The organism is Kribbella sp. WER1 (assembly GCF_054189145.1).
This window is the reverse complement of sequence record NZ_CM135186.1, coordinates 6,913,676-6,929,049: the sequence shown is the minus strand read 5'-3', so window position 1 is coordinate 6,929,049 and position 15,374 is coordinate 6,913,676. Positions and strand designations below refer to the sequence as shown.

Annotated in this window: 13 protein-coding genes and 1 rRNA gene; 3 read left to right on the top strand and 11 right to left on the bottom strand. The window is 68.1% G+C overall.

All coding sequences use genetic code 11. The features are described from left to right. Window positions 1-122: 122 nt before the first annotated feature. The 3 genes from ACXJJ3_RS33990 to ACXJJ3_RS33980 all read right to left on the bottom strand — a co-directional run bounded on the left by ACXJJ3_RS33990 (window position 123) and on the right by ACXJJ3_RS33980 (window position 4,800). A 16S ribosomal RNA gene (locus tag ACXJJ3_RS33990) occupies window positions 123-1,647 on the bottom strand. Window positions 1,648-2,245: 598 nt separating this feature from the next. Then, complete coding sequence (tyrS, locus tag ACXJJ3_RS33985) at window positions 2,246-3,538, bottom strand: tyrosine--tRNA ligase (RefSeq protein ID WP_458165976.1); 1,293 nt, start codon at window positions 3,536-3,538, stop codon at window positions 2,246-2,248. Between the two features lie 224 nt (window positions 3,539-3,762). Continuing rightward, complete coding sequence (locus ACXJJ3_RS33980) at window positions 3,763-4,800, bottom strand: App1 family protein (protein ID WP_458165975.1); 1,038 nt, start codon at window positions 4,798-4,800, stop codon at window positions 3,763-3,765. Window positions 4,801-4,930: 130 nt separating this feature from the next. Here ACXJJ3_RS33980 and ACXJJ3_RS33975 point away from each other — a divergent pair, with 130 nt between their 5' ends. Next, window positions 4,931-5,878: an LLM class flavin-dependent oxidoreductase gene (locus ACXJJ3_RS33975; RefSeq protein ID WP_458165974.1), complete on the top strand. Its 948-nt coding sequence runs from the start codon at window positions 4,931-4,933 to the stop codon at window positions 5,876-5,878. Here the strand turns inward: ACXJJ3_RS33975 and ACXJJ3_RS33970 are convergent. Genes ACXJJ3_RS33970 through argC form a run of 8 tightly spaced genes read right to left on the bottom strand, consistent with a single transcriptional unit; the run spans window position 5,875 to window position 13,750 of the window. Continuing rightward, window positions 5,875-6,561, bottom strand: coding sequence for a DNA-3-methyladenine glycosylase (locus ACXJJ3_RS33970; protein ID WP_458165973.1), 687 nt, complete (start codon window positions 6,559-6,561; stop codon window positions 5,875-5,877). The genes ACXJJ3_RS33975 and ACXJJ3_RS33970 overlap by 4 nt on opposite strands. A gap of 10 nt (window positions 6,562-6,571) precedes the next feature. After that, on the bottom strand, window positions 6,572-7,999 hold the full coding sequence (gene argH, locus ACXJJ3_RS33965; protein ID WP_458165972.1) for an argininosuccinate lyase: 1,428 nt from the start codon (window positions 7,997-7,999) through the stop codon (window positions 6,572-6,574). A gap of 11 nt (window positions 8,000-8,010) precedes the next feature. Then, window positions 8,011-8,523, bottom strand: coding sequence for an arginine repressor (locus ACXJJ3_RS33960; protein ID WP_458165971.1), 513 nt, complete (start codon window positions 8,521-8,523; stop codon window positions 8,011-8,013). Beyond that, the gene (gene argF, locus ACXJJ3_RS33955; protein WP_458165970.1) at window positions 8,520-9,452 is read right to left on the bottom strand and encodes an ornithine carbamoyltransferase; all 933 of its coding nucleotides are present in this window, start codon (window positions 9,450-9,452) and stop codon (window positions 8,520-8,522) included. The genes ACXJJ3_RS33960 and argF overlap by 4 nt, the downstream gene beginning before the upstream one ends. Next, entirely contained in the window at window positions 9,452-10,651 is a 1,200-nt protein-coding gene (locus ACXJJ3_RS33950) for an acetylornithine transaminase (protein WP_458165969.1), read from the bottom strand. Before ACXJJ3_RS33950 ends, argF begins: the two co-directional genes overlap by 1 nt. Then, window positions 10,648-11,523, bottom strand: a complete 876-nt coding sequence (argB, locus tag ACXJJ3_RS33945; RefSeq protein ID WP_458165968.1) for an acetylglutamate kinase — start codon at window positions 11,521-11,523, stop codon at window positions 10,648-10,650. The genes ACXJJ3_RS33950 and argB overlap by 4 nt, the downstream gene beginning before the upstream one ends. Next, the gene (argJ, locus tag ACXJJ3_RS33940; RefSeq protein ID WP_458165967.1) at window positions 11,520-12,722 is read right to left on the bottom strand and encodes a bifunctional glutamate N-acetyltransferase/amino-acid acetyltransferase ArgJ; all 1,203 of its coding nucleotides are present in this window, start codon (window positions 12,720-12,722) and stop codon (window positions 11,520-11,522) included. The genes argB and argJ overlap by 4 nt, the downstream gene beginning before the upstream one ends. Next, on the bottom strand, window positions 12,719-13,750 hold the full coding sequence (gene argC / locus ACXJJ3_RS33935; RefSeq protein WP_458165966.1) for an N-acetyl-gamma-glutamyl-phosphate reductase: 1,032 nt from the start codon (window positions 13,748-13,750) through the stop codon (window positions 12,719-12,721). The genes argJ and argC overlap by 4 nt, the downstream gene beginning before the upstream one ends. A gap of 121 nt (window positions 13,751-13,871) precedes the next feature. Here argC and ACXJJ3_RS33930 point away from each other — a divergent pair, with 121 nt between their 5' ends. Then, window positions 13,872-14,465: a carboxymuconolactone decarboxylase family protein gene (locus tag ACXJJ3_RS33930; protein ID WP_458165965.1), complete on the top strand. Its 594-nt coding sequence runs from the start codon at window positions 13,872-13,874 to the stop codon at window positions 14,463-14,465. Beyond that, a complete protein-coding gene (locus ACXJJ3_RS33925) occupies window positions 14,462-15,355 on the top strand; it encodes an RNA polymerase sigma-70 factor (protein WP_458165964.1) in 894 nt (297 codons plus the stop codon). The genes ACXJJ3_RS33930 and ACXJJ3_RS33925 overlap by 4 nt, the downstream gene beginning before the upstream one ends. Window positions 15,356-15,374 lie beyond the last annotated feature (19 nt).

Here is a 15,374-nt window from a genome sequence, read left to right as displayed (position 1 = left end):
CAGAAAAGATCCTGGCCTAATGGTCAATGTTCCACATTCCGAAGCACCATCACCCTCAGAACACTCGCCTGAGAAAGTGATGACATGGACACTCACAAAGCGGAGTGCCAAGTGCTCCTTAGAAAGGAGGTGATCCAGCCGCACCTTCCGGTACGGCTACCTTGTTACGACTTCGTCCTAATCGCCAGCCCCACCTTCGACGGCTCCCTCCACAAGGGTTAGGCCACCGGCTTCGGGTGTTGCCGACTTTCATGACGTGACGGGCGGTGTGTACAAGGCCCGGGAACGTATTCACCGCAGCGTTGCTGATCTGCGATTACTAGCGACTCCGACTTCATGGGGTCGAGTTGCAGACCCCAATCCGAACTGAGACCGGCTTTTTGGGATTCGCTCCACCTTACAGTTTCGCAGCCCTTTGTACCGGCCATTGTAGCATGCGTGAAGCCCTGGACATAAGGGGCATGATGACTTGACGTCATCCCCACCTTCCTCCGAGTTGACCCCGGCAGTCTCCTATGAGTCCCCACCACCCCGAAGGACGTGCTGGCAACATAGGACGAGGGTTGCGCTCGTTGCGGGACTTAACCCAACATCTCACGACACGAGCTGACGACAGCCATGCACCACCTGTATAGGACCCTTACGGACCCCCCATCTCTGGAGGATTTCCCTATATGTCAAACCCAGGTAAGGTTCTTCGCGTTGCATCGAATTAATCCGCATGCTCCGCCGCTTGTGCGGGCCCCCGTCAATTCCTTTGAGTTTTAGCCTTGCGGCCGTACTCCCCAGGCGGGGCGCTTAATGCGTTAGCTGCGGCACGGAGGACGTGGAATGTCCCCCACACCTAGCGCCCAACGTTTACGGCGTGGACTACCAGGGTATCTAATCCTGTTCGCTACCCACGCTTTCGCTCCTCAGCGTCAGGTAAGGCCCAGAGAGCCGCCTTCGCCACCGGTGTTCTTCCTGATATCTGCGCATTCCACCGCTACACCAGGAGTTCCGCTCTCCCCTGCCTACCTCTAGTCTGCCCGTATCGGAAGCAGGCTCGGGGTTAAGCCCCGAGTTTTCACTCCCGACGTGACGAACCGCCTACGAGCCCTTTACGCCCAATAATTCCGGACAACGCTCGGACCCTACGTATTACCGCGGCTGCTGGCACGTAGTTGGCCGGTCCTTCTTCTGCAGGTACCGTCACTCTCGCTTCGTCCCTGCTGAAAGAGGTTTACAACCCGAAGGCCGTCATCCCTCACGCGGCGTTGCTGCGTCAGACTTTCGTCCATTGCGCAATATTCCCCACTGCTGCCTCCCGTAGGAGTCTGGGCCGTGTCTCAGTCCCAGTGTGGCCGGTCGCCCTCTCAGGCCGGCTACCCGTCGACGCCTTGGTAGGCCATTACCCCACCAACAAGCTGATAGGCCGCGAGCCCATCCCCAACCGCCAGAACTTTCAACCAACCACCATGAGACGGTCAGTATTATCCGGTATTAGACCCCGTTTCCGAGGCTTATCCCAAAGTTGAGGGTAGGTTGCTCACGTGTTACTCACCCGTTCGCCGCTCGTGTACCCCCGAAGAGGCCTTACCGCTCGACTTGCATGTGTTAAGCACGCCGCCAGCGTTCGTCCTGAGCCAGGATCAAACTCTCCGTTGAAATCTATATGTCAACCACGGCAAGCCGTGGAAAACAGACTACTTTGAGTAGATCCTTTGAACATCAGAAACAAATCAAACTGACTTGAATCCAGAAATATTTCAAAGGAATCCGCCACAGACAGACAAACAACCACCTGCACCCACCCAGAAAACCCGGGGGGCTAGGAGGATCGTTCAACGCCTGTGGACGGGGTTAATGCATCTTTCGGCATTGACTTTCGGCACGCTGTTGAGTTCTCAAGAATCGGGCGCACACCGCAGTCTGGCCTTGCAGCCAGGCTCCCGGGGCAACCTGCGTTACTCTACCGGATCAGATCCACCGAGTCAAGACCCAGTTTTTCCCGATCCCCACCCGCGTCCAGGTGGCCGACCCGAGTCCGAAGACACGTTCCGGCTAAGCTAGCCTTTGGGGGTTTTGGAGCGACCGGCCGCTTTCGCGTCCCGCGCCTCGCTTCCAACAAGAAGAACATTACGTGGATCGCAGGTGGCCGGTCAAATCGGCCCCCGGTGCGCTGAATCACAGGCTTGCAATTTGCGTTCGGCAACCCGGATGTGGGATTGGACTCCCACCCGCACACCCGGGTCGCGACCAGCCGTCAGCCCTGCGCCGGCGAGGCCAGAACCCCTGCAAACGAACGCTTCCCGCGCCGCAGTACGAGCACTCCACCGGGGAGCAGGTCGTCCGCGGCCGGTACGTACTCCGCGTCCTTCACCTTCTCGTTGTTCAGGTAAGCCCCGCCCTCGGACACCGTCCGCCGGGCCGCCGACTTGCTGGCGACCAACCCGGATTTCACCAGGAGGTCGCCGTACGTCGGCATCTGTTCACCGGCCGCCAGCTCCACATGCGGTGCTTCGCGGAGCGCGGCGACGAGCGTGGCGCCGTCCAGCGACCCCAGGTCCCCCTGACCGAAGAGCGCCTTCGACGCTTCCTGCACCCGTCGCGTCTCCTCGGCGCCGTGCACCAGCGTCGTCACGTCCTCGGCCAGTACACGTTGCGCTTCGCGTGCTTGCGGTCGTTCGGCAGTTGCCTGGTCGAGCGCGGCGATCTCCTCCGCCGTACGGAACGTGTAGAACCGCACCAGCTGCATCACGTCGCGGTCGTCGCTGTTGAACCAGAACTGGTAGAACGCGTACGGCGTCGTCAGCTCCCGGTCCAGCCACACCGTCCCGGACTCGGTCTTCCCGAACTTCGTCCCGTCCGCCTTGGTGACCAGTGGTGTCGCCAACGCATGCGCCTTGCCCTGATCCGTACGGCGGATCAGCTCGACGCCGGCCGTCAGGTTCCCCCACTGGTCGCTGCCACCCGTCTGCAGCGTGCAGTTGTGCCGCCGGTACAGCTCCAGGAAGTCCAACGACTGCAGCAGCACGTAGCTGAACTCCGTGTAGCTGATCCCCTGCTCCAGCCGCGCCTTCACGACCTCGCGGCCGAGCATCCGGTTCACCGGGAAGTGCTTCCCGATGTCCCGCAGGAAGTCGAGCGTGTTGAGATCCTTGGTCCAGTCGTAGTTGTTGACCATCCGCGCCGGGTTCGGCAGCGACTGGTCGAAGTCGATGAACTTCTCCACCTGCCCGCGCACGCGCTCGACCCACTCGTGGACGAGATCCTTCGGGTTCAGCACCCGCTCGGACGTCTCCTTGGGGTCGCCGATCAGTCCGGTGGCGCCGCCGACCAGCCCGATCGGGTTGTGGCCGGCCAGCTGGAGCCGGCGCAGCGTCAGCAGCTGCAGCAGGTTCCCCATGTGCAGGCTGGGCGCGGTGGGGTCGAAACCGACATACGAGGTGATCGGCCCCGCCGCCATCGAGGCCCGGAGGGCGTCCGGATCGGTGGAATGGGCAATCAGGCCACGGCTCTCCAGGTCGTCAAGTACCTGAGTGCGGCGTTCGGTCACTGGTTCTCTCCTCGAGTACGTCGGTCACCACTAGTGTCCCGTACGCGATGAAGCTTGAACGATAGCGGTGTCCAGGTGCGTGCATCGCGGTGCTTGGTCAGTGGCCTCGATGCGGAGCATCGTGGGCGCTGGCCAAGTGCCGCGAGGTGCGTGCCTGGGCGCCGATAGCGTCAAGCTTCATCGCGTACGGGACACTCGTGTCCTGTACGGCGAGAAGTAGCCGCTCAGGTGGTCTCGGGACGTGTGAGCACCGAACGCAGCTGCGGACGGAGCGCATGCCCGTCCGGCCCCTGCACCGTGACCGCCGTCGGCCGGTGCGGGTCGTGAGCGCCCGGGTCCGCGTTGGGCACCGGTAGACCGTGTGAGAGCACCTGCTCGGCCGGTGTCAGCTGGCGGATGCCAATAGCGAGCACATGGTCCGGGTGGCTCTGTGCGAAGTCGCCGTACAACTGGGGGTCGTGCTGGCCGTCGTCACCGACCAGCACCCACTTCACCTTCGGGAACTCGCGTGCCAACCGACGCAGGGCCGTCCGCTTGTGCTCCTGGCCGCTCCGGAACCAGCCCGTGTTCGTAGGTCCCCAGTCCGTCATCAGCAACGGCCCCTGCGGGTACCCGTGCCGTGCGAAGAAGCGGGCCAACGTAGGAGCCGTGTTCCACGCACCCGTCGACAGGTAGAACATCGGCGCACCAGGGTGATCCGCCAGCAGCTCTTCGTACAGCCCTGCCATCCCCGGTACGACGCGGCGCGCCTGCTCGTCGCGGACGAACGTGTTCCAGGCAGCGATCAACGGACGCGGCAGCATCGTCAGGATCACCGTGTCGTCGATGTCGCTCACCAGACCGAACGTCGCGTCCGGATCCGGTACGAAGATCCGCGCCCGGGCCTGCCGGTCGCCGTGCACGCCCAGCACGATCTCGTGCGAACCCGGCGGCAGCACCACCGGAACCGTCAGGTCGATGAAGCCGCCGCGATCGGTGACCGTCTCGAACGTCTCCCCGCTGACCGTCACCGTCACCGGCACCTTCGTCGCCGGCGCCGTCACGAACGCGCGCCAGCCGCGCACCACCTGGTCCTCGTCGTACCGCGGCTGGTTGCGCGGGTCGCGGCCGAGCACCACCCGCGCGAGCACCCGGACGAACTCGGTGTTGCCGTACCCCACCTGCGGGATGATCCGTTCCTGCCAGCCGCGCCGCCGCAGGACGGCCTGAACTCCGGCGTTGACCCAGTCCTCGAGACGGGATGAGTAGTGCGGACGGGCCATACCAGAAACCTACCCGGAGCACGGGCCGCTAGTCGTCCTGCCCCGCGGGCCGTGGACAGCTTTGACGCGTCCTTCACGAACCGTCGTGAACTGTCGCGAACTGTCGGTGCCGTCTTCTACCGTCTCGGGTATGACCGGCATCGGAATGTGTTTCCCGCGTACCTTCCCCGCCGCGCTCGTCACCGACGTCGCGCGCCGGCTCGACCGCGGTGGCGCGGACGAGTTGTGGATCATCGAGGACTGCTTCTTCACGTCCGGCCCGTCGCTGGCGGCGGCCGCGCTGACGTCGACCGAGCAGCTCACCGTCGGGCTCGGGATCGTGCCGGCCGTCGTCCGGACGGCGGCGGTTACCGCGATGGAGTTCGCGACGCTGGACGCGCTCGGGCCCGGGCGGTTCCTGCCGGGCATCGGGCACGGCGTGCAGTCGTGGATGGGGCAGATGGGCGTCCGGGCGAAGTCGCCGCTGACGGCCCTCGACGAGGTGACGACCACCGTCACGCGGTTGCTGCGCGGCGAGGAGGTCAGCTTCGAGGGCAAGACGGTGTACCTCGACAAGGTGAAGCTGGAGGCACCGCCGGCGACGGTGCCGCCGATCCTGCTCGGGGTCCGCGGGCCGAAGTCGATGGCGCTCGCCGGACGGATCGCGGACGGTGTCGTGCTCGCGGAGCCGGCGACCGCGCCGTACGTGCGGCAGGCGGTGCTGGAGGCCGGGTCGCCCGACGGGTTCGTGGTCGCGGTGTTCGCGGCGATGTGCGTGCGCGCCGACCGGAAGGCGGCGTACGAGTGGACGGCGCCGTGGCTGGGCTGGCAGATCGGCGAACAGTCGCTCGGGCTGACCACGTTGCCGTTCTACGACGAGCTGAAGAAGCTGTACGACGCGGGCGGGAACGCGGCGCTGGTCGGGATGCCGCGCGACTGGTGGACGGCGATCGGCGCGATCGGGACGGTGGAGGACGCGGCCGCGCATCTCGACGGGCTGGAGGCGGCCGGGGTGCAGCACGTCGGGCTGTTCCCGGATCCGGAGGTGGAGCACGGGTTGCCGCAGCTTGAGTACGTGCTGGAGTTGGCTCGGCGTTAGGCGCGTTTCTTCGGGACGTGCGGGCGGTACGGCGAGACCGTGGGGTCGTCGGGGATCCAGAAGCGCCACGGGCGGTCGGCGGCGTCGCGGAGGCCGACGCGCGGGCCGGTGGACGGTACGCCGTCGTACCCGGGGCCGTCGACGAGCTGGATCAGGGCGTCGGCGGCGAGCAGGTCGGTACCGTTGTCGTCGCGGCCGATGCCGAGGGCAACACACAGGCGGGCGGGACCGCGGGCCAGGTCGCGGTCCGGGTCGGGCTTGGGCCGCTTGGCGACCGGGCCCTGGCGTACGGCGGACCGGCGTGCGCCGGACTGGTTGAAGGCGACGGGCTGTACGGCGGGTTGGCCGCGGCGGCTGCGGGCGAGGTCGACACCTTCGACGACCTCGCCGGCGCGGAGCAGAACCGCGGACGGTTTGCCGTCGGGGCCGGCGACGACGTTCATGCAGAAGTGCATGCCGTAGGTGAAGTAGACGTACAGGTGGCCGGGCGGGCCGAACATCACCTCGGTACGGGCGGTCGGACCCCGGTACGCGTGCGAGCCGGGGTCGTTCGCGCCGTCGTACGCCTCCACCTCGGTGAGGCGGACCGCCACGGTTCCTTCCGGGCTGGTGCTCCGCAGCACCGTCCCCAACAATTTCGGCGCTACTTCCAGAACAGGACCAGCCAGAAGAGAACGCCGCATGCGGAGAACTCTAGGCGAGGCGGGTGGTGTGTTCGGTGGCTCGGGTGCGGAGTTCTGTCAGTTGGGCTGCTACCTGAGGTTGGGCGGTGCCGCCTCGGGTGTTGCGGGAGGAGAGGGAGCCCTGGACGGTGAGGACGGTGCGGACGTCGGGGGTGAGGTGCGGGGAGATCGCGGACAGGTCGGCGTCGGTGAGGTCCCAGAGTTCGATGCCGCGTTTCTCGCATTCCTGGACGCAGGCGCCGGCCAGTTCGTGGGCGACGCGGAACGGGACCTGCTGGCGGACCAGCCATTCGGCGATGTCGGTGGCCAGCGAGAAGCCTTGCGGTGCCAGCTCCTCGAGGCGGGCGGTGTTGAAGCGGAGGGTGCGGATCATCCCGGTGAACGCGGGCAGCAGCACCTCCAGCGTGTCGATGGAGTCGAAGACCGGCTCCTTGTCCTCCTGCAGATCGCGGTTGTACGCGAGCGGCTGCGCCTTCAGCGTCGCCAGCAGGCCGCTCAGGTTCCCGATCAGCCGGCCGGCCTTGCCGCGGGCGAGTTCGGCGATGTCCGGGTTCTTCTTCTGCGGCATGATGCTCGACCCGGTCGAGAACGCGTCGTCCAGCTCGACGAAACCGAACTCCTTCGTCGCCCAGATGATCACCTCCTCGGCCTGCCGGGACAGGTCGATGCCGATCTGCGCGGTCACGAACGCGAACTCCGCGACGAAGTCCCGCGCCGAGGTTCCGTCGATCGAGTTCGCCGACGAGTTCGTGAACCCGAGCTCCTGCGCGACGAACACCGGATCCAGCCCGAGCGAACTCCCCGCCAGCGCACCCGAGCCGTACGGCGAGTCCGCCGCCACCCGGGCGTCCCAGTCGGCGAGCCGGTCGAGGTCCCGGATCAACGGCCAGGCATGCGCAAGCAGCTGGTGGGACAGCAGCACCGGCTGCGCGTGCTGCAGGTGGGTACGACCGGGCATCGCCACACCGAGGTGCTGCTCGGCCTGGTCGGCCAGCACCTTGATCTGGTCGAGCACGAGCCGCGCGATGATCCGCCCGTGCTCCCGCAGGTAGCTCTTGAACAGCGTGGCCACCTGGTCGTTCCGGGACCGGCCGGCGCGCAGCCGGCCGCCGAGCTCCGGCCCGAGGCGGTCGAGGAGGCCGTGTTCGAGGGCGGTGTGGACGTCTTCATCGGCCTCGGCGGGCAGGAAGCGACCAGCGAGGACGTCGGACAGCAGCTCGTCCAGCCCGGCCAGCATCGCGGCCAGGTCGTCGTCGGACAGCAGCCCGGCGCGGTGCAGCACCTTGGCATGCGCCTTCGAGCCCGCGATGTCGTACGGCGCCAGCCGCCAGTCGAACTGCGTCGACTTGCTCAACGCCGCCAGCGCGTCGGCCGGACCACCCGAGAAGCGGGCCCCCCAGAGAGCTGTGTCCCGGGCGGCGTTCTCTGCACTACTCACAGCAAATTCCTCTACTTCGGTTCGGAGCGGGCGGCCAGGGACAGGAAGCGGGCGGCCAACGCCTGGCCGCCGGTGGGGTTGCGGGACACGACCATCACGGTGTCGTCGCCGGCGATGGTGCCGAGAACGTCGTCCAGTCCGACGTGGTCGATCGCCGACGCGAAGTACTGGGCCGCTCCCGGCGGGGTTCGCAGGATCACCAGGTTGGCGCTGCCCTCCGCGGACACCAGCAGCTCGGACGCGACCCGGGCCAGGCGCGCTTCGAAAGCAGCCGCTTCGCCGGCGCGCGGCGTACGGTCACCGCCCTCCCCCGGTACGGCGTACACGAGCTGGCCGGTCGCGTCGCGGACCTTGACCGCACCGATCTCCACCAGGTCCCGCGACAGCGTCGCCTGCCCGACCACCAGGCCGGACGCGGCGAGCAGGTCCGCCAGCTCGGTCTGCGACCGCACCGGCTGCCGCCCGAGCAGATCGACGATCCGCTGCTGCCGCGCGGTCTTCGTGGTCGGTACGGCAACACTCATCCCTCGAAACTCCTTGCCAACAGCCACGACAGCAGCGCCTTCTGCGCGTGCAGCCGGTTCTCGGCCTCGTCCCAGACGACCGACTGCGGTCCGTCGATCACGGCCGCCTCGATCTCCTTGCCACGATAGGCGGGCAGGCAGTGCAACACGATCGCATCGGCCTTCGCCTTCGCGAGCAGCTGCTCTGTCACGGCGTACGGCACGAACGGCGCCTCGCGCGACGCCGCCTCGGCCTCCTGCCCCATCGACACCCAGGTGTCGGTGGCAAGGACATCCGCGCCGTCGACGGCCGCCGCGGCGTCGGCGGTCCACGCGACGGATCCGCCGGTCGACGCCGCGATCTCCGCGGCGCGCGTGAGGATCGCCGGATCGGGTTGGTAGTCGGCGGGCGAGGCCACGACGACGTGCATGCCCGCGGTCGCGCCGCCGAGCAGGTACGAGTGCGCCATGTTGTTCGCGCCGTCGCCGAGGTACACGAGCTTCAGCCCGGCCGTCGCGCCCTTGTGCTGCCGGACGGTCTGCAGGTCCGCGAGGATCTGGCACGGGTGGAACTCGTCGGTCAGCGCGTTGATCACCGGGACCGACGACGCACCCGCCATCTCCTCGATCCGCGACTGCCCGAACGTCCGCCAGACGATCGCCGCGACCTGCCGGTCGAGGATCCGCGCGGTGTCCGCGATCGGCTCGCCGCGGCCGAGCTGCGACGTCTGCGCGTCGATGATCAGCGGCGAACCGCCGAGCTCCGCGATCCCGACCGCGAACGAGATCCGGGTCCGGGTGGAGGTCTTGTCGAAGATCACCGCGACGGTCTTCGGCCCGGCCAGCGGCTGGTGCGAAAGGCGATCCTGAGCCAGCTGGGCGGCCAAGGTGAGGACCTCGTCCTGCTCGACCGGCGACAGGTCGTCGTCCCGCAAGAAGTGTCTCACCATCACATCTCCACCTTGTCGAGCAACCCGGGGAGGGCCGCGACGAAACTGTCCGCATCAGCCTTGCTGAGGATGTACGGCGGCGCCAGCCGCAACGCGTCCGGGATCGGGTTGTTGACGATGAACCCGGCCTCCAGCGCGAGCGCGGTGACCTGGTCCGACACCGGCTCCGTGAGCTGGATCGCGAGCAGCAGCCCGCGCCCGCGGACGCCCCCGATCAACGGGTGGTCGAGGGCGATCACCGACGACGCGAGGTGGTTGCCGACGGCATTCACCTGGTCGAGCAGGCCGTCCCGCTCGATCACGGTCAGCACCGCGAGCCCGGCGATCGCCGCGACCGGGTTGCCGCCGAACGTGGTCCCGTGGTTCCCCGGCTGCAGCAGGTCCGCGGCCGCGCCGAGCCCGATGCAGGCGCCGATCGGGATGCCCGCGCCGAGGCCCTTCGCCACCGTCACGATGTCCGGCGTGATCCCTTCGGGCTGGTAGGCGAACCACGTCCCGGTGCGCCCGATGCCGGTCTGTATCTCGTCGATCCACAGCAACGCGCCGTGCTCGGACGTGATCCGCCGCGCCGCCTGCAGGTAGCCGTCCGGCGGTACGACGACGCCGTTCTCGCCCTGGATCGGCTCCAGCACCACGGCCGCGGTCTCGTCGTCGACGGCCGCGGCCAGCGCCTCGGCGTCGCCGTACGGGACGAACTCCACGTCGCCCGGCAGCGGCGCGAACAGCTCGCGGTACGCCGGTTTCCAGGTGATCGCGAGTGCGCCCATCGACCGGCCGTGGAAGGCGCCGACGGTGGAGACGATCTTGGTCCGGCCGGTGCGCCGGGTGATCTTGAACGCGGCCTCGTTCGCCTCGGTGCCGGAGTTCGTGAAGAACACCTTGCCCGGGACGTCGAACAGGCCGAGCAGCTTCTCGGCGAGCGCGATCTGCGGCGCGGAGCCGAAGAAGTTCGACACATGGCCGAGCGTGGCGAGCTGCGACGTCACCGCGGACACCACGAACGGGTGCGCATGGCCGAGGCAGTTCACCGCGAGCCCGCCGAGCAGGTCGAGGTACTTGGTGCCGTCGGCGTCCCACAGGTACGCGCCCTCGCCGCGGACCAGCACCCGCTTCGGCGCCCCGAACGTGTTCATCAGCGCGTCCGAGTACCGCGAGGTCAGCGCCGCCTGGGTGCCGTCGACGGTCAGCAATTCGGTCATGAGGGGATCACCTGGGTTCCACTTCCGGCGTCGGTGAAGATCTCCAGCAGCAGCGAGTGCGGCACCCGGCCGTCGATCACGGTCGCCCGGGAGACGCCCGACTCGACGGCGCGCAGGCAGGCCTCCATCTTCGGGACCATGCCGGACGCGAGCGTGGGCAGCAGCTCGGCGAGTTCGTCGGTGTCGATCTGGGTGATGATGTCGTCGCTGTCCGGCCAGTTCCGGTACAGCCCGGCGACGTCGGTCAGTACGACGAGCTTCTCGGCACCGAGCGCCGCCGCCAGCGCGGCCGCGGCGGTGTCGGCGTTCACGTTGTGCGCCTGGCCGTCCTCGTCCGGCGCGATCGTCGACACGACCGGGATCCGGCCGGCGTCGATCAGATCGACGACCGCCTCCGGGCGTACTTCGACGACGTCGCCGACCAGCCCGATGTCGACCTGCTCCCCGTCGACCAGCGCCGTACGCCGCTCCGCGGTGAACAGGCCGGCGTCCTCGCCGGACATGCCGACCGCGAACGGGCCGTGCGCGTTCAGCAGGCCGACGAGCTCCCGGCCGACCTTGCCGACCAGGACCATGCCGACGACGTCCATCGCCTCGGGCGTGGTGACCCGGAGCCCGCCGCGGAACTCGCTGTCGATCCCGAGCCGCCCGAGCATCTCGCTGATCTGCGGGCCGCCGCCGTGCACGACGACGACCCGGACGCCGGAGTACCGCAGGAACACGATGTCCTCGGCGAACGCCCGCTTGAGCTTCTCGTCGATCATCGCGTTGCCGCCGTACTTCACGACGACGGTCTTGCCGTGGAATTCCTTCAGCCAGGGCAGCGCCTCGGTGAGGACCGCGGCCTTCTCGATCGGATCGGCAGGAATCATGAGGAGTACGCCGAGTTCTCTTCGACGTACGCGTGCGACAGGTCGGTGGTGAGGACCGTCGCGGACGCCGGGCCGGCGTGCAGGTCGATGACCACGTCGATCTCGAGCCCGCTCAGGTCGGCCTCGGAGCGGTCGACGCCCTTGCCGCCGGCCTTGCAGATCCGCGCGCCGTTCAGCGTGATGTCGAGCAGCGCGGGATCGAACGCGGTGGGGGCGTTGCCGACCGCCATCGCGATCCGGCCCCAGTTCGGGTCGGAGGCGAAGAACGCGGTCTTGCACAGGTTGTCCTCGGCAACGATCTTGGCGGCGGCCAGTGCCTCCGCCTCGGACGCCGCGCCCTGCACGGTGATGCTCACGTGCTTGGTGACGCCTTCCGCGTCCGCCTGCAACTGCTTCACCAGGTCAGCAGCCAGAGCGGTCAGCGCGGCCTCGAACGCCTCGGGCGACACGGTCACGCCGGACGCGCCCGAGCTGAGCAGCAGCACGGTGTCGTTGGTCGACGTACCGCCGTCGACGTCGAGCCGGTTGAACGTCTTGCCGACCGCGTTCCGCAGCGCGTGGTCGAGGTGCGGCTGGTCGAGGACGGCGTCGGTGGTGATCACGCTCAGCATCGTCGCCATGTTCGGCGCGCACATCCCGGCGCCCTTCGCGAAGCCGCCGATACTCCACCCGTCCGGGTGCTGCAACGCGGCCTGCTTCGGCACGTTGTCCGTCGTCATCACCGCAGTCGCCGCGGCCAACCCAGCCGCCGGCCCGTCCGCAAGGGCACTGACGGCCTGATCGATCCCAGGAATCACAACATCCATCGGAAGTCGCTCACCGATCAGGCCCGTGGAACAGACGCCGATCTGCGCGGCGCCGACGCCCAGCACGGAAGCCAGTTTCTCGGCGGTCTTGTGGGTGTCCTGGAAGCCTTCCGGGCCGGTGCACGCGTTCGCGCCGCCCGAGTTCAGCACGACGGCCTTCAATACGCCGGCGGTCAGCACCTGCTGCGACCAGAGCACCGGCGCGGCCTTCACCTTGTTCGTGGTGAAGACGCCGGCGGCGACGTCGTGCGGTCCGTCGTTGACCACGACGGTGAGGTCCGGCGTACCGGCCGGCTTGATCCCGGCGATCACTCCGGCCGCGCGGAAGCCCGCCGGCGCGGTGACCCCGGCGCTCCGATCGACTTGAGTGTCCGAGGTGACAACAGTTGTCACGGGGCTACTCCTACGAGGGGCAGGGCCAGGGTCTCGTCGAGACCGGTGGCCAGGTTCATGCACTGCACGGCGGCGCCGGCGGTGCCCTTGGTGAGGTTGTCCATCGCGGCCACGACAACGGCGCGGCCGGTGCGCTGGTCCAGGGCGACCTGCAACTGCACGGTGTTCGCCCCGAGGGTGGCCTGCGTCTGCGGCCACTGTCCCTCGGGGAGCAGGTGGATGAACGGCTCGTCGCCGTACGCGTCCTCGTACGCCTTCCGGAGCTTGCCCAGGTCGGTGCCAGGCGTGATCGGTGCGCTGCAGGTCGCGAGGATGCCGCGCGCCATCGGCACCAGCACCGGCGTGAACGAGACGCTCACAGACTCCGAGGCGTACGGCGTCAGGTTCTGCTCGATCTCCGGGGTGTGCCGGTGCACGCCGCCGACGCCGTACGCCGACGCCGACCCCATCACCTCGGCGCCGAGCAGATGCGCCTTCGGGGCCTTGCCCGCGCCCGACGTACCGCTGACCGCGACGACGACGAGCTGCCCCGCGTCGACGAGCCCGGCCTGCACGGCGGGGAGCAGGGCCAGCGTCGAGACGGTGGGATAACAACCCGGTACGGCGACTCGGTTCGACCCGCGGAGCTTGTCCCGTTGACCGGGGAGCTCCGGGAGTCCGTACGGCCACGAGCCGGCATGCTCGCCGCCGTAGAACTCGATCCACGCCTCGGCCTCGGTCAGCCGGAAGTCCGCGCCGCAGTCGATCACGGTGACGTCATCCCCGAGTTGCTCGGCGATTCCGGCGGACTGTCCGTGCGGCAGGGCCAGGAACACCACGTCGTGACCGGCGAGGTTGTCCGCCGTGGTCTCGACCAGAATGCGCCCGGCCAGCGGCACGAGGTGCGGGTGGTGCACGCCGAGCGCCGTACCGGCGTTCCCGCCGGCGGTCAGGGCGCCGATCTCGACCTCCGGGTGGCTGCTGAGCAGCCGGAGCAGCTCGCCCCCCGCATATCCGCTGGCACCGGCCACCGCCACCTTCACGCTCATGTGAATGAGTATGCCATGACCCGGATGAATATCCAACGGCGGGAGTGTTGTGACCCGGCTCATGTCACAGCCTTCCACGACCAGGTGTCCGTAAGGGGGACGACGAAACCTGGAGGGTGAGATGGCGCGGATCGGGCTGGAGCACAAGCGGACATGGTTCGTCCGGATGGCCGAATGGGGCAGCCGGCGGAAGTACGGCGAGGTGCTGGATCCGGGGAAGGCGGCGCTGCACAACCGGCGGGTGCTGACCACGATGCTGATGATGGAGGGATCGGCGTCGCGGTGGAACAAGCTCGGCCCGGGGCTGACGGCGCTCGCGGTGATGGTGACCTCGGCGCGGATCGGGTGCAGCTGGTGCATGGACTTCGGGTACTGGGAGTTCCACCACCAGGGTGTCGAGCAGGACAAGCTGCGCGATGTGCCAAGGTGGCGGGACAGCGACGTCTACTCGGATCTGGAGCGCGCGGTGATGGACTACGCCGAGGCGATGACGGCGACCCCGCCGGAGGTCACCGACGAGCAGGTCGAGCGGTTGCGGGCGGACCTCAGCGAGGAGCAGTTGGTCGAGCTGACCGCGGTCGTCGCGCTGGAGAACTACCGCTCGCGCACCAACGCCGCGCTCGGACTCACCAGCCAGGGCTTCAAAGAAACCTGCGAAACCCGCCCCCTCGCTTCGCTCGGGGGCGGGGAGGAAAGACTGAGGCCGGTGCGATGACCGACGAGCAGCTCGCGGCCGAGTTCGCCGAGCATCGCCAGGTGCTGATTGGGGCGGCGTACCGGGTGGTCGGGAGCGTCAGCGACGCCGAGGACGTGGTCCAGGAGGCGTGGCTGCGCTGGTCCGCGATCGACCACCGGACCATGAGCGACATCCGCGAGCCACGCGCGTACCTGATCCGGATCACCACCCGGCTCGCGCTGAACAAGCTCCGCGAACAGAAGGCCCGGCGGGAGCAGTACGTCGGCCCGTGGCTGCCCGAGCCGCTCGCGGTCGACGACGACGATCCGGCCGCCGCGGTCGAACTGGCGGACTCGGTCAGCATGGCGATGCTCGTCGTCCTCGAGACGCTGTCCCCGCTCGAACGGGCCACGTTCGTCCTGCGCGAGGTCTTCGACCTGCCGTACGACGAGATCGCGGACACGCTCGGGCGGTCCGAGTCCGCCGTCCGGCAGCTCGCCCATCGGGCCCGCGGGCACGTGCACGCCCGGCAGCCGCGGCACCGGGTCGACAAGGCCCGGCACGACGAGCTGACCACGCGGTTCATGCAGGCCGCCGGGTCCGGCAACTTCGACGAGGTGGTCGCGCTGCTGGCGCCGGACGCCGTACTGATCAGCGACGGCGGCGGCAAGAAGCGGGCCGCGCTGCGTCCGATCCAGGGCGCGGAGAAGATCGCCCGCTGGCTGTTCGCGGTGCTCGCGGACAACCCGGGGTTCGAGCTCCGGGTGGCCACGCTGAACGACGAGCGGGCCTACATCGCGTACTACGACGACGAGCCGGACACCGTCACGTTCCTGAAGAGCACGGACGGCCGGATCACCGCGCTGTACCTGATCCGGAACCCGGACAAACTGGGGACCGTTCCACTGCTGCACACCCTGGAGCCGTAAGCTATCTGCAACTCAGTCG

What these genes read in the sequence shown, in the direction of transcription:
- ACXJJ3_RS33980 (WP_458165975.1), bottom strand. Translation starts at nt 4,800, where the DNA reads ATGGCCCGTCCGCACTACTCATCCCGTCTCGAGGACTGGGTCAACGCC.
- ACXJJ3_RS33975 (WP_458165974.1), top strand. Translation starts at nt 4,931, where the DNA reads ATGACCGGCATCGGAATGTGTTTCCCGCGTACCTTCCCCGCCGCGCTC.
- ACXJJ3_RS33970 (WP_458165973.1), bottom strand. Translation starts at nt 6,561, where the DNA reads ATGCGGCGTTCTCTTCTGGCTGGTCCTGTTCTGGAAGTAGCGCCGAAA.
- ACXJJ3_RS33960 (WP_458165971.1), bottom strand. Translation starts at nt 8,523, where the DNA reads ATGAGTGTTGCCGTACCGACCACGAAGACCGCGCGGCAGCAGCGGATC.
- argF (WP_458165970.1), bottom strand. Translation starts at nt 9,452, where the DNA reads ATGGTGAGACACTTCTTGCGGGACGACGACCTGTCGCCGGTCGAGCAG.
- ACXJJ3_RS33950 (WP_458165969.1), bottom strand. Translation starts at nt 10,651, where the DNA reads ATGACCGAATTGCTGACCGTCGACGGCACCCAGGCGGCGCTGACCTCG.
- argB (WP_458165968.1), bottom strand. Translation starts at nt 11,523, where the DNA reads ATGATTCCTGCCGATCCGATCGAGAAGGCCGCGGTCCTCACCGAGGCG.
- argC (WP_458165966.1), bottom strand. Translation starts at nt 13,750, where the DNA reads ATGAGCGTGAAGGTGGCGGTGGCCGGTGCCAGCGGATATGCGGGGGGC.
- ACXJJ3_RS33930 (WP_458165965.1), top strand. Translation starts at nt 13,872, where the DNA reads ATGGCGCGGATCGGGCTGGAGCACAAGCGGACATGGTTCGTCCGGATG.
- ACXJJ3_RS33925 (WP_458165964.1), top strand. Translation starts at nt 14,462, where the DNA reads ATGACCGACGAGCAGCTCGCGGCCGAGTTCGCCGAGCATCGCCAGGTG.